Source organism: Rhodococcus sp. 27YEA15 (genome assembly GCF_049739425.1).
Classification (GTDB): Bacteria; Actinomycetota; Actinomycetes; order Mycobacteriales; family Mycobacteriaceae; genus Rhodococcus_F.
This window is the reverse complement of record NZ_JBMHHW010000001.1, coordinates 3,764,157-3,785,268: the sequence shown is the minus strand read 5'-3', so window position 1 is coordinate 3,785,268 and position 21,112 is coordinate 3,764,157. Positions and strand designations below refer to the sequence as shown.

Genomic DNA, 21,112 nt, shown 5'->3' with positions numbered 1-21,112 from the left:
TTAGTAACAACTCACGGTGAACTGGTTCACGGGAAGTCGCGTTGAACCCGGAGCGTCCCGATAGTGGTGGCGAGGGAGTCGTACTGTGCGACCAGCAGGGTGAATTCGATCAGGCGTCGAGCGTCGAAATGTGCGGCGAGCTGTGCCCACGTCGAATCGGTGAGGTCCTTGGTGGTGACCAGCTCGTCCACTGCGGTGAGAATCGCGCGACGGCGACTGTTCCAGCCGGCGTCGGCAGGGCCCGAGATGATCTGTGCCAGCTCCGCGGCGTCGATGCCCGCGCGGCGTCCGAGGCGGGTGTGGTGGTCGAATTCGTAGGCGCATTCTCGAAGGTGTGCCACGCGCAGGATGATCATTTCGGTTTCGTGACGCGAGATCTTGCCGCCGGGCATCAGGGAACCGGAGTAGTGCAGCCAGCCGCGAAACAATCCGCCGGTACGGCCGAGGGTGCTGAACAGGTGGGCGTCCGGGGCGCCGGCGGCCTTGGAGAGGATGCGCCAGATCACCCAGTTGACCGGACCGAGTTCCTTCAATCGGCCGGTGGGGATTCGGGGAGTTGTCCGTGCACCACGATCGTCGGCCGTGTGGTTACTGCTCTCGGTCATGCTGCTCCCCGTCCCTTGCACGGCCCCTGAGGTCACACGGCCCCTGAGGTCACACGGCCCTGAGGTCACACGGCCCTGAGGTCACACGGCCCTGAGGTCACACGGCCTCGATGGATCACCCGACGCTAACACGGAGATCAGACGAGGCGGGGATGGGCGATGTCACCAGGCGGATGGCGCCGCAGCCGCACCATGCGAGTAGCGGCGGCGCCGCCTGCCACCACGGCCAGTGCCAACAGCGGAACCGAGGGACCGACGATCGGTTCGAGTACCACCAGGAGTAGCGGCAACCCGAAACCGAGGTAGGTACCCACGTAGAAGATGCCCGTCAGGGTTCCCCGTCTGGCGGCGGGAGCGAGTGACTCGAGGTCGAGCAGGCCTTCGCGCAGGCACAATCCGTACGCGACGCCGAGAACGAGTGTGCAGACGACGAACAATTCGAGCCGGGGATGAGCGCCGCCGATCGCCGCGAGGCAGTAGCCCAGTGCGGCGGCCGCGGCACCGACTACGCCTGCCTGCGGCCCCCAGTTGCGGCGCCGGGCGGCGAACTGAACAGCGATGCCTGCGCCCAACGTGAGAGCAGCGCCTACACCGGGAAGCAGAGGCCCGGAGAATCGGTCACCGAGGCGTGCGGTCATGGTCACGAACGCCACCGTTGCGCTGGCGAACACCCACGGTGCCAGCGGCAGAGCCCAACTCAGGGCAGATCCGACCGATCGCCTCGCGTCGGTCGGATCCGGTACGACGGCGTCGCCTGCGGTAGGTGTCGGCGAGGTGCTCCAGCGGGCAGCTGCGCCCACCGATATCACCGACAGCACGGCCGAGACGACAAATGGTGTGGCGAGCGGAAACGCCAGGAACTGCGCAGCTATCCCGGAGAACACCGGCCCCAGAGCGAAACCGGAGGTGAGCACCACGCCGGCTGTGACGGTGCCGGATTTTCCGCGCAGATCAGCCGCCCATGCGGTGCCTGCGCCGATTGTCAGACCTGCTCCGATACCGACCACGAGTCTGCCGACCAACAGTCCCGCTGCGTCGTGCCACACCAACAGGACGAGCGTGCCGATCGATGCGACGAGGGCACCGGGTAGCACGACGGCGGCGCGACCGGTGCGGTCCGAGAGTGTGCCGCCTGCCAGGAGTCCGGGTAGCAGCCCGAGTGCGTAGATCCCGAAGACCCCGTCGAGTACGGCGTGGGACAGGTTCTCCTCGACCCGGAGCACCGGGATCAGGGATGCGAAATGATTGGCTGCCCACCCCGTCGAGAGCAGTACGGCCAGAACCGAGAGGTACCCGCGACGGGATGGATCGCCCATGGCTTGCAGCCTAGGCGGGCACCAGATCGCTGACGCCGGCAACCAGCTCGAAGGTACGCAACCAGGCTTCACGGTTGGTTCCGGTCGAGACGGTGATCAGTTCGTCCGCCTGGGCGAACTCGGTGAATTCGTCCAGGTAGGCGCGCACCTCGGTCGGGGTGCCGATGGCGCTGTACTTCGCCATCTGCAGCACTTGCTGACCGGCAGGGGAGTCGAGCAGCATGTCCGCTTCGTCGTCGGTGAAGGTGCGTCCACGTCCGAGAAGCAAGCTCACGCGTGCGCGCTTGGACTGTAGGAATTCCTCCTGCGCCTGCTCGGTGGTCTCGGCGGCGATGACATTGACGCCTGCGATCACGTAGGGTTCGGCGAGCTGCGCGGACGGCGTGAACTCACGCCGGTAGATCGACACCGCATCGTGCAGGGCGTTGGGGGCGAAGTGCGAGGCAAAGGCGTACGGCAGACCGAGCATGGCGGCCAGTTTCGCACCGAAGAGGGACGACCCGAGGATGTAGAGCGGGACGTTGGTTCCGGTGCCGGGAACGGCGGCGATTCCGGGAATTCGGGACGTCTCACCCAGATAGCCCTGCAATTCCAGCACATCCTGGGGGAAGCTGTCCGCCGAGCTCGGATCGCGTCGTAGCGCCTGCATTGTCTTCTGGTCACTGCCGGGGGCTCGACCGAGCCCGAGATCGATACGGCCGGGGTGGAGGGATTCGAGAGTGCCGAATTGTTCGGCAATGGTCAGCGGCGCGTGGTTGGGGAGCATGATGCCGCCCGCCCCGAGCCGAATCGTATCGGTGTGCGCCGCTACGTGGCCGATCAGGACGCTGGTGGCAGAGCTGGCGATGCTCTTCATGTTGTGGTGCTCGGCGTACCAGATACGACGGTAGCCCCACTTCTCGGCGCGCTGAGCCAGGGTCACACTGGCGTCGAAGCTGTCTTTCGCGGTTTCGTCGGGCCCGATGTGTGCGAGGTCGAGAATGGACAGGGGGACAGCCATGGGTGGAGCCTTTCTGAGCGCGCGTGCAGAGGTACCGCTGAACTCTGCAACCCCTGCGCACCCGCCGATATTTCCGTCAGGCCCCGAGTGCTGCGCCGGTCAACGCCGGACAGCACTCGCCATCGCCGCCATCGACAGGGCCTGCTGGGCGCGTTCGAGAACGACGGTCCGGGATTCGCCGATGTGGGCGAGCAGAGCGTCGTGAGCTTCGGACAGTCGGTCGTCGAGTACGAGTTCGGCGACGTCGATGTGCTCGTCCACTGTTGCCTTCATCCGATCCGGGGTGAGGTAGTCGAACATCCGTACGGGCCTGACCTTGGCGTTGACGGTCACCAGTGCATCGACGAGCGCCGGATTACCGGACGCGGCGAGCAAGGCGGTGTGAAAACGTTCGTCCAAGGAGACGAAACCGGCGTCCGGATCGGGCATCTGCTTACGAAGGGAGTACCAACTGTCCAGCTCCGGTCCCAGGACGTCACGATCGTGAACCGGTGCCGAACCGTCGAGAACTCGCCGAATCCCGCTCGATTCCAGAAGGATCCGCAATTCGTACAGCCCACCGAGTTCGTCGAGTCGCGGGCGATACGGATACAAGCCGTTCTGGTCGCGTTGGACGAGGCCGTCCGCTTGCAGGCGGGCGAGAGCCTCCCGCACCGGGGTTCGGGAGACGCCGTGGGCTTGTGCCAGTCGTTCTTCGCCCAGTCTTTCGTCGGGTGCGATGCGTCCGGACATCAGATCGGCGCGGATCGCCAGGTAGACCTGCTCGCGGAGGGATTCGTCCCTGGGTGCTCGGGTGCTCATCTCAGATCGCCATCGCTCGGCGCACGTCGTCGGTGGAGGAGACACCACCGTCGCCGGTGGAGGTGACCCGCCCACCGGCGAGGATGCTGTAGTGCTGGGCGGATTGCAGGGCGAAACCGATGTGCTGTTCCACCAGGAGCACACCGAGGTCGCCGCGGCCCGTCAGTTCGACGACGGTGCGCTCGATCTCCGCGACGACGTTGGGTTGAATGCCCTCGGTGGGTTCGTCGAGGATGAGGATCGACGGTTCGGTGATGAGTGCCCGCGCAATCGCCAACTGCTGCCGTTGCCCACCCGAGAGCAGCCCGGCCCGTCGGTCGAGAAGGGTGGTCAGTGCCGGAAACAGGTCCAGGACTTCCGCAATGAGTGCCTTGCCGCGCTTGCGGCCGTCCGCGACCACCCGCAGGTTCTCGGCTGTGGTGAGTTGACCGAAGGACTGCTGGCCCTGCGGCACGTAGGCCAGGCCCCGGGCTACCCGTGCGCTCGGCCGCAGGGTTGTGATGTCCTCACCGTCGAGCAGGACCTTTCCTCCGGTGGGCTTGATCAGTCCGACGGCAGCTCGAAGCAGGGTGGTCTTACCGGCGCCGTTGTGGCCCATCACCGCGGCCACTCCGTTTCCCGGAACGGTCAGCGATACCGAGTGGATGACCTCGGTTCGCCCGTATCCCGCACGTATGTCCTTCAATTCGAGCATGATTCACTCCTTCGTGATCGTTTCGGCGCCGGCCGTACCGAGGTAGACTTCTTGGACTTTCGCATCCGCCTGTACCTGTGCGACGGTTCCTTCGGCGAGCACCTTTCCGCCCGCAAGGACCGTGACGGAGGTGGCGAACGCGCGCATGAAATCCATGTCGTGCTCGACCACCAGAACTGTTCGCGCACCACCGATGCGGCGCAACAGATTTCCGGTCTCCTCACGTTCTTCGAGGCTCATACCCGCGACGGGTTCGTCGAGCAGCAGGACCGAGCAGTTCTGGACCAGTAGCATGCCGATCTCGAGCCACTGTTTCTGCCCGTGAGCGAGAATCCCGGCCGGCGAGTCCCTCAGGTGGGTGAGCCCGATGGTCTCGAGCGCTTCTTCGATTTCAGGCAGGACCGACTTGCGGGCACGCAACATGGTCAACGGAGAGCGACCGGAACCGGCGGCGATGTCGAGATTTTGCAGCACGGAGAGCTCTTCGAAGACACTCGCCGTCTGGAATGTTCGACCCACCCCAAGTCTGGCGATCCGGTGAACCTTCTTGCCCAGCAGTTCTTCTCCTGACTTCGTGACCGAGCCGGTGGCCGGGACGAGACCGGTGATCGCGTCCACGACAGTGGTCTTGCCTGCCCCGTTCGGTCCGATCAGGAATCTCAGATCGCCCTGCATCAACGTCAGGTCCACTCCATCGACGGCTTTGAATCCGTCGAAGGAGACTGCGAGATCGCGAACCTCGAGATATTCGGACGACATTCCGGCATTGCCGCCCGGCGTGGGGATCGGATCGTTCACGACAACACCTCCGGTACTCGAGCTGGTTCTCTGGCGGACCGTGAATCCGTTTCCTGAGCAGTACGTTTACGTCGACGGGCCAGAGCGGCCAGTCCGGCGAGACCAGCCGGGAAGAAGCCGACCACGACGATGAACATCAATCCCTGGGCGTACACCCAACCGGAGGGCAGTTTCTCCGAGAAAGCCGACTGCGCCCACGCGACGCCGATCGCGCCGAGTACCGGACCGAGCAGGCTGGCCCGGCCACCGATCGCGACCCCGATGAGGAAAGCGATCGACGGGACCACTCCGACGTCGGCGGGGGAGATGATACCGACGATGGGGACGAACAACGCTCCGGCGATACCGGCGAGGAAGGCTGCGGTGACGTAGGCGAGGAGTTTGACGTTCGCCGGATCGTACCCCAGGAATCGGACCCGCTCCTCCTGGTCACGGACGGCGACCAGAAGTTCGCCGTAGCGGGAGTTCATCAACTGACGGATCAGGGCTACCGCTGCGAGCAAGACACCTGCGGCGATGAAGAACAACATGCGCTTGTTCGCCGGGTCGTTGAGATTGAATCCGAAGAACGTGCGAAAGCGGTTGAGTCCGTTACTGCCTCCGATGGACTGCTGACCGACCAGGGCAATGGCGAAGGCGGCGGCCAAAGCCTGGGACAGGATCGCGAAATACGCGCCTTTGACTCGGCGCTTGAAGATTCCGAGCCCCAGCAGGTACGCGATACCTGCGGGTAGGACGATGATCGCGAACACGGTGACGAACGGTGAGGCGAACGGCTGCCAGTACCCCGGAAGTTCGGTCTTCCCGGCGATCGCCAGGAAGTCCGGTACCGCGTCGCCTTTCAGCTCGGCGTCGGCGATCTTGAGATGCATGGCCATGACGTACGCGCCGATACCGAAGAACACGCCCTGCCCGAGGGTGAGCATTCCGCCTCTGCCCCAGGCCAACCCGATGCCGACCGCAACGATCGCGAAGCAGAGGAACTTGCCCAGCAGTGAGAGCCGGAAATCGGAGAGCACCGCCGGGGCGATCGCGAACAACACCACTGCTGCCAGTGCGAAACCGCCCCAGACCTTGACCCGTGGATTGCCGAGAATGTTCATACGAGGCTCCTGGTCTTGGTGGCGAACAGGCCCTGCGGGCGCAACTGGAGGAATGCGACGATGATGACGAAGACGATGACCTTGGCTACCGATGCAGTGGTGGAGTACTCGATGAACGAGTTCAAGATGCCGAGGGTGAACGCCGCGATCACCGCGCCCTTCATCTGACCGAGCCCACCGACGACCACGACGAGGAACGCGTCGATCAGATAGGACGCTCCGATGGTCGGACTGGTGGAGCCGATCAGTGTGAGCGCCACACCGGCGATACCGGCCAGGCCCGAACCGAGAAAGAACGTCGTGATATCGGTTCGACGGGAAGAGATCCCGCTGGTCTCGGCGAGATCCCGATTCTGGACCACAGCTCGAATACGGCGACCCATCGACGACTGCTTGAGCACCGTCGACAAGGTGACGACCGCGGCGATCGCCAAGATCAGAATGAATACACGGGTTTTCGGCACCACGGCCCCGAAGATGTCGATTCCGCCGGACAACCAGGACGCGGTGGTGACGTTGACGGCCGGGGCTCCGAAGATGTCCCGGGCCGCCTGTTGCAGGATCAAGCCGACGCCGAAGGTGACCAGCAACGTGTCGAGTGGGCGGTGGTACATCCGGGAAATGAGGGTGACCTCGAGTAGAACGCCCATCAGTCCCCCCACGACGAACCCGAGGATCAGTGACACGATCAGCGATCCGGTGGCATCGGAGATCACCTGCTGTACCACGTAGGCGGTGTAGGAACCGGCCATGATGAATTCGCCGTGCGCCATGTTGATGACGCCCATCTGGCCGAACGTCAGCGACAGTCCCAATGCCGCCAGCAGTAGGATCGATCCGATGCTCAATCCTGTGAAGACCTGTCCGACTGCGATGTCCATGTCGTGGATTCCTCCTCTCTACCGGTAGATTCCGAACTGTCCGGAGTTACTTGTTGCCGAGTCCGTCTGCCCACGGGTAGTTCTTCAAGTACGGGTCCGGGGCGATCGGCTGACCCGAATCCCACACGGTGTAGATCAACCCGTCGTTGCGGATCTCACCGATCCGTGCGGTCTTGGTGACGTGGTGATTGCTGCCGTCGATGGTGACCGTGCCCTCGGGCGCGTCGAAACTCACGCCGTCGGCGTTGCTCTGAATGTCACCGACAGCGAAGGACTTCGCCTTCTCGACGGTGTTCTTCCACAGATAGACGGAGGTGTATGCCGCTTCCATGGGATCGGAGGTGGGTTTGTTCTGGCCGTATTCGTTCTTGTACGCCGCAACGAACTTCTGGTTCTCCGGGGTGTCGAGCGTCTGATAGTAGTTCCAGGCCGTCAGTTGGCCTTCCACGTTCTGGACGCCGATTCCGCCGACCTCCTCCTCGGCGATCGACACCGACACGACGGGCATGGTGTCGGGCTTCAAACCGACGTTGGAGTACTCACGGAAGAACGCGACATTCGAATCGCCGTTGAGCGTGTTGAACACGGCATCGGCGTTTGCCGTTCGGACCTTGTTGACGATGGTGGAGAAGTCGGTCGAACCGAGGGGGGTGTAGTCCTCGCCTTTGATCTCTATTCCCTTTGCCGCCGCATATGCCTTGATGATGCGGTTGGCGGTCTGCGGGAACACGTAGTCACTACCCACGAGGTACAGCGACTTGACGCCCTTTTCGGCGAGATAATCCAGCGCGGGAACGATCTGCTGATTGGTGGTTGCGCCGGTGTAGAAGATGTTCTTCGAATCCTCGAGGCCCTCGTACTGGACGGGGTAGTACAGCAATGCGTTGTTGTCCTCGAAGACCGGTAGCATCGCCTTGCGACTCGACGACGTCCAGCCACCGAAAACCGCTGCGACACAATCGCTACTGATGAGCTTCTCGGCCTTCTCCGCGAAAACCGTCGGTTCGGACGCGCCGTCCTCGGCCACTATCTGAACCTTCTTGCCCAGGACCCCACCGGCGGCATTGATTTCCTTGACCGCGAGTGCGATCGAATCGCGCACGGTGACTTCGCTGATGGCCATCGTCCCCGAAAGCGAGTTGAGTGACCCTACTTTGACGGTGTCTCCGGAGGTGTCCACACAGGACGATCCAGCACCCGGTGTCGCCGATGTGTCGGTGGCTTTGCTGCCGCATCCGCTCAGGATCAGTCCAAGTGCGGCGATGGCGGCGGGAGCGGCGATAGTGCGTCGGGAGAAGCTTCGCATGTACGGGCCTTTCGTCGGTCGGTCAACTGCGGGTTGATCTGTATCCGAGTGGTGTATACGGCGATGTATTCGAATGAGTGCAAACACTAGGTGGGGGTTGTTTCCGAGAAATGACTGTCTGTGACGAGTTGATCTCCGATGTTTCGGGCCGGTGAACATGACCTCACGGCTAGGCTGAACGCGACATTTTCGCCGAGAGTTCAGGAAACGAGATGCCCAGCCGATCAACGCCTCGATGGCGTAGGAGAGTTTTGTGGACATCGGGGGCGCTGGTGTTCCTCGTCGGCGGTGTGGCACTTGCTTTCGTGCTCAGCCCGCGACCGGGCGCTCTGGCCGTGCGCTGGGTGTTCGAGCGGGACGCAGCCGAGGTCACGTCCGCGATGCAGAAGCACGCGCCGGCCGGCGTCGACTCGATCAAGGACCAGCAGTACCGGGACGGCGATTCGGACGCGTATCTGGATGTCTATTTTCCGGAGTCCACGAGCGTGGCTCTGCCGACGGTGATCTGGACCCACGGCGGCGCTTGGATCTCGGGAAGCAAGTCCAATTACGCGACGTACTACGAACTGCTCGCATCCCGCGGTTACACCGTGGTGGCGCTGGACTACTCACTCGGCCCCGAACGCCACTATCCGACGGCCGTGCAGCAACTCGACGCCGCGCACGCGTTCGTGTTGGCCAATGCGGAGCGCTTACACGTCGATCCGAGTCGGATCTTCTTGGCCGGTGATTCCGCGGGTGCGCAGCTTTCGAGTCAGATGGCGATTCTCGTCACCGACGAGGACTACGCCGCCCGGCTCGGAATAACTCCCGCACTGAGCCCAGAGCAAGTGCGTGGAGTGGTCCTGAACTGCGGAATCTACGATCTGGCCGGTGTTGCCGGCGGTTCCGGGATCGTCGGATGGGGTGTGGACAGGTCGTTGTGGGCCTATACCGGTCACCGGGAGTTCCTCGATTCCACGGCGGCGGATCAGATGTCGACGTTGAACTACGTCACCGAGGCATTTCCGCCGACCTATCTCAGCGGCGGCAACGGCGATCCGTTGACCGACGGACAGTCGAAGCCGTTGGCAGACAAACTCGGTGGGTTAGGTGTGGCGGTCGACACCTTGTTCTACCCGGACGATCACCAACCGGTACTCGGGCACGAGTACCAATTCGACCTCGACAACCCCGACGGAATGACCGCGTTCGAGCGGACGGTGGACTTTCTCGACCGGTACTCACGTTAGGTGGGTCACCCCGATGGTGGGCGAATGTGGTCGAAACGGGCCAACCATATCGGGAGCGTGATCACAGCGGATTCCCAGGTTCGTTACTTACGCTAACCTAGGCCGCGTTCGCCCCAGCCACCCGGGAGTTGCCGTGCATCTGTCGTCTGTCACGCGTTGGCGTCGACGCATCGTCGTGGGTCTGTCCGTGATGCTCGTGCTGGCGGTTGCCGGTGCTGTCGCCGCCTACGTGACACCATGGCCGGGAGCAGTGGCCATCCAACTGTGGTCGAAAGGCGATGCCGACGCGGTGAGCGCGGCGCTGGCCGAGACCGCGCCGACCGGCGTGGAGTCGCTGACCGATCAGTCGTACGACGACGACGATGCGGACGCACAGTTCGACGCGTACTTCCCGCAGTCGGCCCCGGCAGCCCTGCCGACAGTGATCTGGGCGCACGGAGGCAGTTGGATAGCCGGTGACAAGTCCGACTACTCGGGGTACTACCAGTCGTTGGCGGATGCGGGTTTCACGGTCATCTCCGTGAACTATTCGCTGTCCACGAACGGCGAGTATCCGACCGTGCTCGAAGAACTCGACAAGGCATACGGCTACGTCGTTCAGAACGCGAGCAGTCTGCACGTCGATCCCCGGGCGATATTTCTCGGCGGCGACTCGGCGGGCGCACAGATTTCCAGTCAGATGGCAGCCATGGTGACCGACCCGTCCTATGCAGCCGAGGTCGGAATCGTGCCCACTCTGACACCGAGCCAGGTGCGCGGAGTGGTACTCGACTGCGGCGTGTACGACATGAACGAATTCCTCTCGCCGGACGGTACCTTCGGCTGGACCGAAGACCGACAGTCGATCTGGGCGTACACCGGTTCCCGGCACTTCGACACGTCCCCGGCGGTCCGCCAGATGTCGACGATCAACCACGTCACATCGGAATTTCCACCGGCGTTCATCACCGGCGGCAACGTCGACGTATTGACCGCAGGACAGTCGAAGCCGTTCGCGGACAAGCTGTCCGAACTGGGAGTAGACGTCGATTCCCTCTTCTATCCCGACGATCACGATCCGCCACTCGACCACGAGTACCAGTTCGATCTCGAGACCGCCGACGGTCAGAATGCGTTGAAACGCACGATCGAGTTCTTGCGGACGCATTCCGCTGTCGGGAACGCGGGCCGCTCGACTAGCGAATGACGTACGGGGAGATCGAACTTCGATGTTCGCTGATGTCGAGTTCCTTACCCAAGGGCGGGAAAGCGCGCTGCGGGCAGTTCAGGCGCTCGCATACCCGACAGCCCGCACCGATCGGCGTCCCCGGATTCGACTCGTCCAGATCGAGGCCGTCGCTGTAGACCAGGCGGTGCGCGTGCCGAATCTCGCAGCCGAGCCCGATGGCGAAGATCTTTGCCGGCTGGCTGTAGCGGGCAGCGCGCCGTTCCACGGTGCGGGCCACCCACAGATAGCGTCGACCGTCCGGCATCTGCGCTATCTGCGGCATGATCTTGCCGGGATAAGAAAAGGTCTCGTACACGTTCCACAGCGGACAGGTGCCACCGCTGGTGGAGAAGTGGAACCCGGTGGCCGACTGGCGTTTCGACATGTTCCCGGCACGATCGACGCGGACGAACATGAACGGTACCCCGCGAAGTTTGGGCCGCTGCAAGGTGGACAATCGGTGACAGATCGTCTCGTAACTGGCCGAGTAGAACGCCGACAGCCGCTCGATGTCGTAGCGGAAATCTTCGGCGACGTCGTGGAACTGTCCGTACGGAAGGACGGTTGCGGCAGCGAAGTAACTCGCCAGCCCCAGCCGGGCCAACGAGAGTGAGGCGTCGCTGGTGAAGTTGCCCTCGCCGACCAGCCGGTCCAGGAGATCGGCGTGTTCGAGGAAGGCAAGTTCGGTGGCGAACTTGAATACCTGCTGACCGCCCGAAAGATGAGGTGAGATCTCGAGCACCCGAGTGTCCGGATCGTAGCGGTGCAGGATGTTCTCGCCCAGATCGATACGGCGCACTATCTGCACCCCGTGTACCGTCTCGAGGCGCCGAGCGACTTCGCCTGCGACGTCGCCGCGGTGGAATCGCATCCGCGTGGTGAGGTCCTCGGCGGCGGTGTCGAGGTCGTGGATGTAATTCTGGCGCTGGTAGAAGTAGTCGCGAACCTCTTCGTGCGGCATCGTGATCGATCCGCTGCCACTCCCGTCGGCGAACCGGTCCTCCGTGGCAGCGGCCAGCTGCGCTGTGGTGTTACGGAACCGGCGATGCATGTTGACCATTGCCTTGGCCAGGCCCGGATGACTCGAGACCATCTCCGCGATCTCGTGGGCATCGGCGTCGATACCCATCTCCTGATCGAGCGCGACCTCTCTCATCTCCGCGATCAGTCGGGTGTCGTCCTGCGAAGCGAAGAACGTGGTGTCCACCCCGAAGACCTCGCTGATCCGCAAGAGCACCGGAACCGTCAACGGCCGAACGTCATGCTCGATCTGGTTGAGGTAGCTCGCCGAGATCTCGAGAGTCTTGGCCAGCGATGCTTGGCTCAGCCCACGCTCGGTACGTAACTGGCGGAGCCGGGCACCGACAAAGGTTTTCGACATTTTCCCAGGATACGAGCGGCGGGATTCCTTCGCACATGAGGGTTCGCAGAGTTTGCAGTAGGCGGGCCTGCGATCTTGCGAGTGGTCGAAGAGTGCGGGACGCTTCAACCACTCGCAGATCTCGCTACGTGCGGTTCTCCGAGCGCGGCGCGCCGATTCCGGGGTCTATCTTCACCGGTCCGCTCGACGACGGGGCGAGCGGAAAATCGAAGATCGCAGTGGGCAGATAGACGGTGGAGCACGAGTTCGGGATGTCCACGACGCCGGACAATCGGCCCTCGATCGGTGCCGCCCCGAGGAGGAGGTATGCCTGCTCGGGGGAGTAACCGAACTTGGTGAGGTACTCGATAGCATGCAGACAGGCTCGCTGATAGGACAGATGCGAGTCCAAGTATTTCTGCTCGCCGTCGAGGGTGACCGACGTACCGGAGAACGCAAGCCATTCGGAGTACTGCGGATCGGTGTTGCCCGGCATGAATATCGCATTCTCCGAGACCCCGTAGGTGTCCATGCCGCCTTTGATGATGTCGACCCGCAGGTCGATGAATCCGCCCATCTCGATGGCGCCGCAGAACGTGATCTCACCGTCACCCTGAGAGAAATGCAGGTCGCCGACCGAAAGGTTGGCGCCGTCGACGAATACCGGGTAGAAGATCCGGCTGCCCTTGGTCAGGTTCTTGATGTCCTGATTGCCGCCGTTCTCTCGCGGTGGTGCGGTGCGCGCTGCTTCCGCTGCTGCCCGCGTGTACTCGTCGCCGGCCAACGAACCCAGAACGGCGTCTCGAGGCTCGGGCGGAAGTGCCAGTGGCGGAACCCGATCGGGGTCAGTGGCGATCAGCGCGCCCTCACGCTTGTTCCAGGTGGACAGCAGGGCCGCCGAGGGAGCGGTGCCCATCAGTCCCGGGTGCACGATACCGGTGAACGACACGTGCGGAATGTGACGCGACGTCGCGGTTTGGCCGGAGAAATCCCAGATCGCCTTGTACGCATCGGGAAACTGCTCGGTGAGGAAGCCGCCACCGTTGTTGCGAGGGAAGATTCCGGTGTACCCCCAGCCTTGACCGGCCAGTGGACCTGAATCCTCTTGGGGGATAGGCCCGAGGTCGAGGATGTCGACCACCAGCAGGTCGCCGGGCTTCGCACTCTCGACCGCGAACGGGCCGGACAAAGTGTGAACCGTGGTCAACGGAGCATGGAGAATGTCGTCGGCGGAATCGTCGTTGTGAATGGCGCCGTCGAACCATTCACGACAGTGAACGCGGAACGAATCTCCTGGCTTGACGGTGACCGCAGGCGGAATATCCGGGTGCCAACGATTGTGGCCCACTATCGCCTGATCGGTGAACTTTTTCGTGGAATCGAGTGGAAACAGCAGTTCGGGCATGTGTACTCCTCATTCTCGACGAAACCTGCGGGCGGTCGGACGGCGAAGTCGAAACCTCAGGGGCGGGGGAGTTTTCGATGCAAGGGGTTGGATGTCGTGGGCGTGATCGTGCGCGCGGCTCCCGGTAACCGGCCGCGGACGACGGCCGGTTCGTGAGCCGACCGTGCCGTGCTGTCCAGCAACCCCATGGCAGCGGACGCGCCGTGACTCAATCGTGGCGGCGACACTGCGCGACGGGATTCGAGCCCACAACCGGGGCATCGGATGGACGAGGGGACATCGGCCATGGCGAACGACCGTTCGGCGGGTCCGCAGCCGGTACATCGAAACTCGTACAGGGGCATGGGGTCACGCTATCGGACGTTCCGCGGATGCGTCAGTCGAACGGTGTGCACGCCACTTGATTTCAGGGGCGCGACTACTTCAGGTACACGATTGCGCCGTCGCCTCCCCTGCAGGTGGACACGCCGGCGGCCGTGGTGCACGTCATTCGGTAGTCCTTGCCCGTCACCGGGCTTCGCGCCGAGATCGACGAGCTTCCGTCGGCGCTGTGCACGGGGAAGGCCGCCCGAACCGCTTCGGCGAACTGGCACGAGGTGTTGGCCGATCCGGTCGCGGATTCGCGGAAGCCGGACGTACCTGCGGCGGTCGGAGTGCACGGCGACGCTCCCGCCGGGAAGGCGGCAGCCGGTGCCGCGGTGATGCTCGGCAAGGTGGTGCTCGGCAGGGTGGTGGTGGGCAGGGTCGTTCGCGTGGGAGGCGTCGTAGTCGGTTTCGCGGTCGTGGTGACGGTGGGGCCGGGCGTAGCGCTCGCCACGGAAGTAATGCCCGAGACGCTGCCACCGGCGGAGGCGTCTGGCACGTTCTTCGGCCACAGCACCCAGGCAAAGGCGCCGAAGACGCTCAGGACGGCGACGGTTGCGAGCACACCGACAGTGATCGCCCACCCGTTCCTGCGAGGCGGTTCAGGATCTTGTGGAGGCTCGTGAGACGGGAAGGCCTGTGGCTGCGCCCGAGCGCCCGACCGGCTCGGCCGGTAGTACCCGGAATCGGGTGGTTGTGCCTGCGACCACGCGCGATCGGTCGGCGGCATTTCGTTCTCGTCGGGCATGGCGGTCAGCATATGGCCCCGGTGCACCGCACCAGGAAGTACTTTCGGTGCATTTGTCCGGCCAGGTAACGAATTCCTCGTACTGGTGCAGTGATTGCCGTCACTCGGCCTCGATTCGTAGTCGACGAGCAGGCAGTTCAGGAGCGACCGGACGGTCAATTCTCGGCGAATCCGCGCTGTGCGCGGTTTCGGCCGCGGCCTGCGGTTTTCTTGCTACTCGCGGGTAAGTAACCTGTCCGAATGGAGGGGGTCGGCTCTCGTCAAAAGTTTGCAAACTTAGCAAACGGTGTTGAAAAGATAGCGAAGATTGGCATTAGCAACAGGTAGACGGCAGTTTTTACGTGTGTCATTCTCGATGAGTACACACGAAGGGCCTGGCAAGGATGTGAAGCAGTACGGATGTACCGCTCATTCTCGCCCCCCGGCCAGCAGATCACAGAGAGTGGAGTCTTGATGTCGACCACCGGCACCCCGAAGACCGCAGCCGAGATCCAGCAGGATTGGGACACGAATCCCCGCTGGAAGGGCGTCACCCGTAACTACACGGCCGATCAGGTCGTCAAGCTCCAGGGCACCGTCGTCGAGGAAGCCACCCTCGCCCGCCGTGGATCCGAGATCCTCTGGGATCTCGTGAACAACGAGGATTACATCAACTCGCTGGGCGCCCTCACCGGCAACCAGGCCGTGCAGCAGGTTCGCGCCGGCCTCAAGGCGATCTACCTGTCCGGCTGGCAGGTTGCAGGCGACGCGAACCTCTCGGGCCACACCTACCCGGACCAGAGCCTCTACCCGGCCAACTCGGTTCCGCAGGTCGTTCGTCGCATCAACAACGCATTGCTGCGTGCCGACGAGATCGCCAAGGTCGAGGGTGACACCTCCGTCGACAACTGGCTCGCCCCGATCGTTGCCGACGGTGAAGCCGGCTTCGGTGGCGCACTGAACGTCTACGAACTGCAGAAGGCCATGATCGCGTCCGGCGTGGCCGGCTCGCACTGGGAAGACCAGCTCGCTTCGGAGAAGAAGTGCGGACACCTCGGTGGCAAGGTCCTCATCCCCACGCAGCAGCACATCCGCACCCTGACCTCTGCACGTCTGGCAGCTGACGTCGCGGACGTCCCGACGGTCGTCATCGCCCGCACCGACGCCGAGGCCGCTACCCTGCTGACCTCCGACGTCGACGAGCGCGACCGCGAGTTCCTCGACGGAACCCGCACCGCCGAAGGCTTCTACGGTGTCAAGAACGGCATCGAGCCCTGCATCGCTCGCGCCAAGGCCTACGCACCGTACTCCGACCTCATCTGGATGGAAACCGGCGTGCCGGACCTCGAGGTTGCCAAGCGCTTCGCCGAGTCCGTTCGCAGCGAGTTCCCGGACCAGCTCCTCGCCTACAACTGCTCGCCTTCGTTCAACTGGAAGGCACACCTGGACGACGCGACCATCGCGAAGTTCCAGAAGGAGCTCGGCGCAATGGGCTTCAAGTTCCAGTTCATCACCCTTGCCGGCTTCCACTCGCTCAACTACGGCATGTTCGACCTGGCGCACGGCTACGCTCGCGAGGGCATGACCGCGTTCGTCGACCTGCAGGAGCGCGAGTTCAAGGCTGCAGAAGAGCGCGGCTTCACCGCCATCAAGCACCAGCGTGAGGTTGGCGCCGGCTACTTCGACCGCATCGCCACCACCGTCGATCCCAACACGTCGACCGCTGCCCTGAAGGGCTCCACCGAAGAGGGCCAGTTCCACTAGTCATTTCCATCAGGAGGAGGGGCTCGTTCGCGAGCCTCTCCTCCTGAGTTCTATCCGAAGCACATTCGACCACCACATTCGTATCCGACGCACGGCCGCTTCGGCCCATCGCTTCGGCCGCATCGGACTTTCTGCCGAGACTTTCAGTACGACCTCCACTAGACACACAAGGAGCTGACGTGACCAGCGAAAAAATTCAGCGCGTCGGCGTTATCGGCGCCGGACAGATGGGTGCCGGAATCGCCGAGGTGTGCGCCCGCGCCCATGTCGATGTTCTGGTTTTCGAGCAGACACGCGAGCTCGCAGCAGCGGGGCGTTCACGCATCCTGCGCTCGCTCGACCGAGGTGTGAGCAGCGGAAAAATCACCGAGCGTGAGCGTGAGCAGGCAGCTTGGCGGCTGCGTTTCACGTCCGACCTCGGCGATTTCGCCGACCGTCAACTTGTGGTGGAGGCCGTTCTCGAGGACGAGAAGATCAAGAACGAGATCTTCGCGGAACTGGATTCGATCGTCACCGATCCCGATGCCGTCCTCGCCTCCAACACGTCGTCCATTCCGATCATGAAGCTCGGTATCGCGACCAAGCGCCCCGAACGCGTCATCGGAATGCACTTCTTCAATCCCGTTCCGGTGCTGCCCCTGGTCGAGTTGGTGACGACGCTCAAGACGAGCGCGACCGTCACCCGACGCGCCGAGGCATTTGCCGGTGACGTCCTCGGCAAGCAGGTCGTGCGCAGCGCCGACCGGTCCGGGTTCGTCGTCAACGCGCTTCTCGTGCCGTACCTGCTCTCCGCCATTCGAATGGTCGAGTCGGGGTTCGCGACAAAGGAAGACATCGACAAGGCCACCGTTCTGGGCCTCGCGCACCCCATGGGTCCGCTGGCATTGACCGACCTGGTGGGACTCGACACCGTCAAGTCCATCGCCGACTCCATGTACGAGGAGTTCAAGGAGCCGCTGTATTCGGCTCCGCCGCTCCTGCTGCGCATGGTGGAGGCAGGGTTGACCGGCAAGAAGTCCGGCGCCGGATTCTACGAGTACCCCGACAACGGGCGCGGTGCCAAGCAAGCAAGTTAAGCGCCCTCGGTGAAAGGTCGATCGCATGTCCAGCAGCACCGCAGCATTCGGCTCCAGCGTCCTGGGGTATCCGAGGATCGGTCCGCGACGCGAACTCAAAAGGGCCCTCGAGTCCTACTGGCGCGGCACCTCCGATCAACATGCCTTGCGGGCCGTCGCGAAGGAACTTCAGGAATCGACCTGGAGTGAACTGGCTGCGACGGGTTTGAGTCAGGTACCCGGCAACACGTTCTCCTTCTACGATCACGTTCTCGACAATGCGCTGCTGTTCGGAGCGGTTCCCGAACGATTCGAGCCGTTGCAGGACGCACTCGATCCTCTCGATTTCTACTTCACGATGGCCCGCGGGCGGCCGGACTTCCCGCCGCTGGAATTGGTGCGCTTCTTCGGCACCAACTACTACTACCGCCAGCCCGAAATCGATGCGAACACCGTGTTCGAACTCCATTCGGAAACCCTGCTCGACGAGTTCGAGCGGGCCAAGGCGCTCGGTATCGAATTGCGTCCGGTCGTCATGGGTCCGCTCTCGTTACTGTTGCTCTCGAAGGTGGGCCCGGCCACCGAGCAGGTGGATCCGACCTTCACGCCGCTCGATCTGCTCGATCGGATCCTGCCCGAGTACGAAAAGCTGTTCGAGCAGCTCGCCAAGGCCGGTGCCACCTGCATCCAGTTGGACGAGCCCTCGCTCACCGAGGACCGCACTGTTGACGAGCTCGCAGCGCTGAAGCGGGCGTACGAGCAGCTCTCGACGGCACCGTTGCGTCCACGCCTACTGGTCACCGGACCGTACGGCAAGTTCGGTGAAGCACTGAACATCCTGGCTGCCACCAAGATCGAGGCTTTCGGACTGGATCTGGTGCAGGGCAGAATCACGGCCGACGACTTGGCTGCGGTGCCGAACATCAAGCGCAAACGTATCTACGCAGGTGTCGTCGACGGTCGAAACGTGTGGCGAGTCGATCAGTTCAACACGTTGACGTACCTCAACGAGATCAAGGACGTCGTCCCCGATCTCGTCGTGTCGACGTCGTCGTCGCTACTGCACGTGCCGTACGACGTGCTGTCCGAGTACGACATCCCCGGTGACGTCGCGGATCGGTTGGCCTTCGCGAAGCAGAAAGTCGGCGAGGTGGTCTCGCTGGCGAAGGCGCTCACCGACGGCCCGTCCGACAAGTGGCGCAAGCGTCCGACGAAGGTGCACTTCAAGCTCAAGCATGCGGTGCGCGCGCGGGTGAACGCGATCAAGCCCGAAGATCGCGTGCGGGCACCGTACGAGGAGCGTCGCATGGCGCAGCAGGAACGGTTGAACCTGCCGTTGGTGCCTGCCCAGACTTTGGGTTCGTTCCCGCAGACCGATGCGACCCGGCAGGCTCGCTACGAGCTCGGCGAGGGCCGTCTGGCCTGGGACGACTACTGCGCGCACGTCCGGGAAGAGATCGAGCGCACCATCGCGCTCCAGGAAGACATCGGACTCGACGTCTTCGTGCACGGCGAGCACGAGCGCAACGACATGGTGCAGTATTTCGCGGAACTGCTCGAAGGGTACGCCTACACGCACAACGGGTGGGTGCAGGCGTACGGGTCCAGGTGTACTCGACCGCCCATTCTCTACGGCGACATCGCGCGTCCGAAGCCGATGACCGTCGAGTGGATCTCGTACGCGCAGTCGCTGACCGACAAGCCGGTCAAGGGCATGCTGACGGGTCCGGTGACGATGATCGCTCGTTCGTTCGTGCGCCAGGATCAGCCGCTCTACGAAACGGCAGAGCAACTGGCACTGGTCATTCGGGACGAAATCGCGGATCTCGAGGCTGCTGGGATCGCCATCATCCAGGTGGACGAGCCGGCGATCCGTGAACTGCTTCCGCTCCGCGAGGACGGCCGGGAGGCATACCTGGAGTGGGCTGTCGACGCGTTCCGACTGGCGACGGGTGCCGCGAAGCCGGAAACCCAGATCCACACGCATCTGACGTACTCCGCTCGGTCGTCGGTGGTCGACGCCATCGAACGGTTGGACGCCGATGTCACGGCAATCGTCGCCACTCGCTCTACGACGTGGGTACTCGAGGCGTTGAAAGCCGGTTCGCTCACCCACGGCGTCGGACCGGGAGTGTACGAGGCGCGGTCCGCGAGGATCCCGGATATCGACGAGCTCGACGAATTACTCACCGAGGCAAGCGAATCGATTGCACTCGATCGCCTGTGGGCCAACCCGGACGGCGGTCTCAAGACCCGCCATCGGTGGCAGATCGAGCCTTCGTTGCGCAATCTGGTGGCGGCGGCACGGCGTTTGCGTCGCCGAGCCGAGCGGGCGGAGCGGGCCGCCGGACAGCTCGGGTGAAGAACCGGTGACGGGGGGGTCCTGCATTTGCAGGACCCCCCGTGCGCATGTAGGCATGTAGGCATGGTTACTGCTGCCGCTTATGCCGCGACGTCCCCCGACGGTCCACTCGAGAAGACCACCGTCGAACGTCGTGAGCTCGGTCCTCTGGACATCCTCATCGACATCAAGTTCGCCGGCATCTGCCACTCGGACATCCACACCGCCCGCAACGAGTGGGGTAGAACCCGCTATCCGGTGGTGCCGGGTCACGAGATCGCAGGCGTGGTCGCAGCTGTGGGTAGTGGTGTCACCAAGCACAAGGTCGGTGACCGCGTCGGGGTCGGTTGCTTCGTCGACTCGTGTGGAGAATGCGAGGCATGTACTGCCGGTGAAGAGCAGTACTGCACTCGCGGAGTTACCGGGACGTACAACGCCAAGGGGCCTGACGGCAAGTCCACCCAGGGCGGCTACTCGACGCACATCGTGGTCACCGAGCACTTCGTCCTCTCCATTCCCGAGGGCATCGAGCTCGACGTCGCAGCGCCGCTGCTGTGTGCGGGGATCACGCTGTACTCGCCGCTCAAGCACTGGAATGCCGGTCCCGGTAAGAAGGTTGCGATCATCGGTTTCGGCGGTCTCGGCCATGTCGGTGTGAAGATCGCGAAGGCTCTCGGCGCCGAGGTGACCGTCCTGAGCCAGTCGTTGAGCAAGAAGGAAGACGGGCTTCGCCTGGGCGCCGATCACTACTACGCCACCAAGGACGCCGAGACCTTCACCGCGCTGCGTGGGCAGTTCGATCTGATTCTCAACACCGTCTCGGTCAACCTCGACGTCGATGCGTACATGTCGCTGCTGGCGATCAACGGCACGTTGGTGGAGTTGGGCTTGCCCGAGAAACCGATCGAGGTCGGCGCGTTCTCATTGGCTGCCAACCGTCGAAGTCTCGCAGGCAGCATGGTCGGCGGTATCCCCCAGACTCAGGAGATGCTCGACTTCTGTGCCGAGAACGGCATCGGCGCCGAGATCGAGGTGATCGAGGCAAGTCAGGTCAACCAGGCCTACGAGCGTGTTGTCGCGAGCGACGTGCGCTACCGCTTCGTGATCGACACCGCGACCATCTGAGCTGTTCAGGCGCGGACAAGATGGTGCGG

Annotated in this window: 19 protein-coding genes; 6 read left to right on the top strand and 13 right to left on the bottom strand. The window is 63.4% G+C overall.

Annotated elements, in window-relative coordinates; all coding sequences use genetic code 11:
* Positions 1-26: 26 nt before the first annotated feature.
* The 9 genes from ABH922_RS17620 to urtA all read right to left on the bottom strand — a co-directional run bounded on the left by ABH922_RS17620 (position 27) and on the right by urtA (position 8,504).
* The gene (locus ABH922_RS17620; RefSeq protein ID WP_424808136.1) at positions 27-605 is read right to left on the bottom strand and encodes a carboxymuconolactone decarboxylase family protein; all 579 of its coding nucleotides are present in this window, start codon (positions 603-605) and stop codon (positions 27-29) included.
* A gap of 137 nt (positions 606-742) precedes the next feature.
* Complete coding sequence (locus tag ABH922_RS17615; RefSeq protein ID WP_424808135.1) at positions 743-1,921, bottom strand: MFS transporter; 1,179 nt, start codon at positions 1,919-1,921, stop codon at positions 743-745.
* Positions 1,922-1,931: 10 nt separating this feature from the next.
* A complete protein-coding gene (locus tag ABH922_RS17610; RefSeq protein ID WP_424808134.1) occupies positions 1,932-2,921 on the bottom strand; it encodes an LLM class flavin-dependent oxidoreductase in 990 nt (329 codons plus the stop codon).
* A 99-nt stretch (positions 2,922-3,020) separates the two neighbouring features.
* On the bottom strand, positions 3,021-3,722 hold the full coding sequence (locus ABH922_RS17605; RefSeq protein ID WP_424808133.1) for a GntR family transcriptional regulator: 702 nt from the start codon (positions 3,720-3,722) through the stop codon (positions 3,021-3,023).
* 1 nt (position 3,723) lies between these two features.
* Positions 3,724-4,416, bottom strand: a complete 693-nt coding sequence (gene urtE / locus ABH922_RS17600; RefSeq protein WP_424808132.1) for an urea ABC transporter ATP-binding subunit UrtE — start codon at positions 4,414-4,416, stop codon at positions 3,724-3,726.
* Positions 4,417-4,419: 3 nt separating this feature from the next.
* On the bottom strand, positions 4,420-5,175 hold the full coding sequence (gene urtD, locus ABH922_RS17595) for an urea ABC transporter ATP-binding protein UrtD (protein WP_424809708.1): 756 nt from the start codon (positions 5,173-5,175) through the stop codon (positions 4,420-4,422).
* A 35-nt stretch (positions 5,176-5,210) separates the two neighbouring features.
* Positions 5,211-6,317 (bottom strand): urea ABC transporter permease subunit UrtC, encoded by a 1,107-nt coding sequence (gene urtC / locus ABH922_RS17590; RefSeq protein WP_424808131.1) that lies wholly within the window; start codon positions 6,315-6,317, stop codon positions 5,211-5,213.
* Positions 6,314-7,198, bottom strand: coding sequence for an urea ABC transporter permease subunit UrtB (urtB, locus tag ABH922_RS17585; protein WP_424808130.1), 885 nt, complete (start codon positions 7,196-7,198; stop codon positions 6,314-6,316). Before urtB ends, urtC begins: the two co-directional genes overlap by 4 nt.
* A gap of 46 nt (positions 7,199-7,244) precedes the next feature.
* Positions 7,245-8,504 (bottom strand): urea ABC transporter substrate-binding protein, encoded by a 1,260-nt coding sequence (gene urtA, locus ABH922_RS17580; RefSeq protein ID WP_424808129.1) that lies wholly within the window; start codon positions 8,502-8,504, stop codon positions 7,245-7,247.
* A 212-nt stretch (positions 8,505-8,716) separates the two neighbouring features.
* On the opposite strand from urtA, the gene ABH922_RS17575 reads away from it, so the two are divergent.
* Both ABH922_RS17575 and ABH922_RS17570 read left to right on the top strand, forming a co-directional pair.
* The gene (locus tag ABH922_RS17575; RefSeq protein WP_424808128.1) at positions 8,717-9,736 is read left to right on the top strand and encodes an alpha/beta hydrolase fold domain-containing protein; all 1,020 of its coding nucleotides are present in this window, start codon (positions 8,717-8,719) and stop codon (positions 9,734-9,736) included.
* A 133-nt stretch (positions 9,737-9,869) separates the two neighbouring features.
* Complete coding sequence (locus tag ABH922_RS17570; protein ID WP_424808127.1) at positions 9,870-10,922, top strand: alpha/beta hydrolase; 1,053 nt, start codon at positions 9,870-9,872, stop codon at positions 10,920-10,922.
* On the opposite strand, the gene ramB is transcribed toward ABH922_RS17570, so the two are convergent.
* The 4 genes from ramB to ABH922_RS17550 form a co-directional block, all read right to left on the bottom strand.
* Positions 10,912-12,324, bottom strand: a complete 1,413-nt coding sequence (gene ramB / locus ABH922_RS17565) for an acetate metabolism transcriptional regulator RamB (RefSeq protein WP_424808126.1) — start codon at positions 12,322-12,324, stop codon at positions 10,912-10,914. The genes ABH922_RS17570 and ramB overlap by 11 nt on opposite strands.
* A 124-nt stretch (positions 12,325-12,448) precedes the next feature.
* Positions 12,449-13,708, bottom strand: a complete 1,260-nt coding sequence (fmdA, locus tag ABH922_RS17560) for a formamidase (protein WP_424808125.1) — start codon at positions 13,706-13,708, stop codon at positions 12,449-12,451.
* A 56-nt stretch (positions 13,709-13,764) separates the two neighbouring features.
* Positions 13,765-14,052, bottom strand: a complete 288-nt coding sequence (locus ABH922_RS17555; RefSeq protein ID WP_424808124.1) for an FmdB family zinc ribbon protein — start codon at positions 14,050-14,052, stop codon at positions 13,765-13,767.
* Between the two features lie 74 nt (positions 14,053-14,126).
* On the bottom strand, positions 14,127-14,819 hold the full coding sequence (locus ABH922_RS17550; protein WP_424808123.1) for a hypothetical protein: 693 nt from the start codon (positions 14,817-14,819) through the stop codon (positions 14,127-14,129).
* 453 nt (positions 14,820-15,272) lie between these two features.
* On the opposite strand from ABH922_RS17550, the gene aceA reads away from it, so the two are divergent.
* The 4 genes from aceA (at position 15,273) to ABH922_RS17530 (ending at position 21,083) form a co-directional block, all read left to right on the top strand.
* On the top strand, positions 15,273-16,562 hold the full coding sequence (gene aceA / locus ABH922_RS17545; protein ID WP_424808122.1) for an isocitrate lyase: 1,290 nt from the start codon (positions 15,273-15,275) through the stop codon (positions 16,560-16,562).
* Between the two features lie 179 nt (positions 16,563-16,741).
* Positions 16,742-17,638: a 3-hydroxybutyryl-CoA dehydrogenase gene (locus ABH922_RS17540; RefSeq protein WP_424808121.1), complete on the top strand. Its 897-nt coding sequence runs from the start codon at positions 16,742-16,744 to the stop codon at positions 17,636-17,638.
* A gap of 25 nt (positions 17,639-17,663) precedes the next feature.
* Entirely contained in the window at positions 17,664-19,979 is a 2,316-nt protein-coding gene (metE, locus tag ABH922_RS17535) for a 5-methyltetrahydropteroyltriglutamate--homocysteine S-methyltransferase (protein ID WP_424808120.1), read from the top strand.
* Positions 19,980-20,042: 63 nt separating this feature from the next.
* Positions 20,043-21,083 carry an NAD(P)-dependent alcohol dehydrogenase gene (locus tag ABH922_RS17530; RefSeq protein ID WP_424808119.1) on the top strand — a complete coding sequence of 347 codons (1,041 nt, stop codon included), beginning with the start codon at positions 20,043-20,045 and terminating at the stop codon, positions 21,081-21,083.
* Positions 21,084-21,112 lie beyond the last annotated feature (29 nt).

Coding starts and splice junctions, on each gene's coding strand:
- urtA (WP_424808129.1), bottom strand. CDS start 8,504: ATGCGAAGCTTCTCCCGACGCACTATCGCCGCTCCCGCCGCCATCGCC.
- urtE (WP_424808132.1), bottom strand. CDS start 4,416: ATGCTCGAATTGAAGGACATACGTGCGGGATACGGGCGAACCGAGGTC.
- ABH922_RS17605 (WP_424808133.1), bottom strand. CDS start 3,722: ATGAGCACCCGAGCACCCAGGGACGAATCCCTCCGCGAGCAGGTCTAC.
- ABH922_RS17555 (WP_424808124.1), bottom strand. CDS start 14,052: ATGCCCCTGTACGAGTTTCGATGTACCGGCTGCGGACCCGCCGAACGG.
- ABH922_RS17610 (WP_424808134.1), bottom strand. CDS start 2,921: ATGGCTGTCCCCCTGTCCATTCTCGACCTCGCACACATCGGGCCCGAC.
- urtD (WP_424809708.1), bottom strand. CDS start 5,175: ATGTCGTCCGAATATCTCGAGGTTCGCGATCTCGCAGTCTCCTTCGAC.
- ramB (WP_424808126.1), bottom strand. CDS start 12,324: ATGTCGAAAACCTTTGTCGGTGCCCGGCTCCGCCAGTTACGTACCGAG.
- ABH922_RS17620 (WP_424808136.1), bottom strand. CDS start 605: ATGACCGAGAGCAGTAACCACACGGCCGACGATCGTGGTGCACGGACA.
- ABH922_RS17615 (WP_424808135.1), bottom strand. CDS start 1,921: ATGGGCGATCCATCCCGTCGCGGGTACCTCTCGGTTCTGGCCGTACTG.
- ABH922_RS17550 (WP_424808123.1), bottom strand. CDS start 14,819: ATGCCCGACGAGAACGAAATGCCGCCGACCGATCGCGCGTGGTCGCAG.
- metE (WP_424808120.1), top strand. CDS start 17,664: ATGTCCAGCAGCACCGCAGCATTCGGCTCCAGCGTCCTGGGGTATCCG.
- ABH922_RS17575 (WP_424808128.1), top strand. CDS start 8,717: ATGCCCAGCCGATCAACGCCTCGATGGCGTAGGAGAGTTTTGTGGACA.
- ABH922_RS17530 (WP_424808119.1), top strand. CDS start 20,043: ATGGTTACTGCTGCCGCTTATGCCGCGACGTCCCCCGACGGTCCACTC.
- urtB (WP_424808130.1), bottom strand. CDS start 7,198: ATGGACATCGCAGTCGGACAGGTCTTCACAGGATTGAGCATCGGATCG.
- urtC (WP_424808131.1), bottom strand. CDS start 6,317: ATGAACATTCTCGGCAATCCACGGGTCAAGGTCTGGGGCGGTTTCGCA.
- aceA (WP_424808122.1), top strand. CDS start 15,273: ATGTCGACCACCGGCACCCCGAAGACCGCAGCCGAGATCCAGCAGGAT.
- fmdA (WP_424808125.1), bottom strand. CDS start 13,708: ATGCCCGAACTGCTGTTTCCACTCGATTCCACGAAAAAGTTCACCGAT.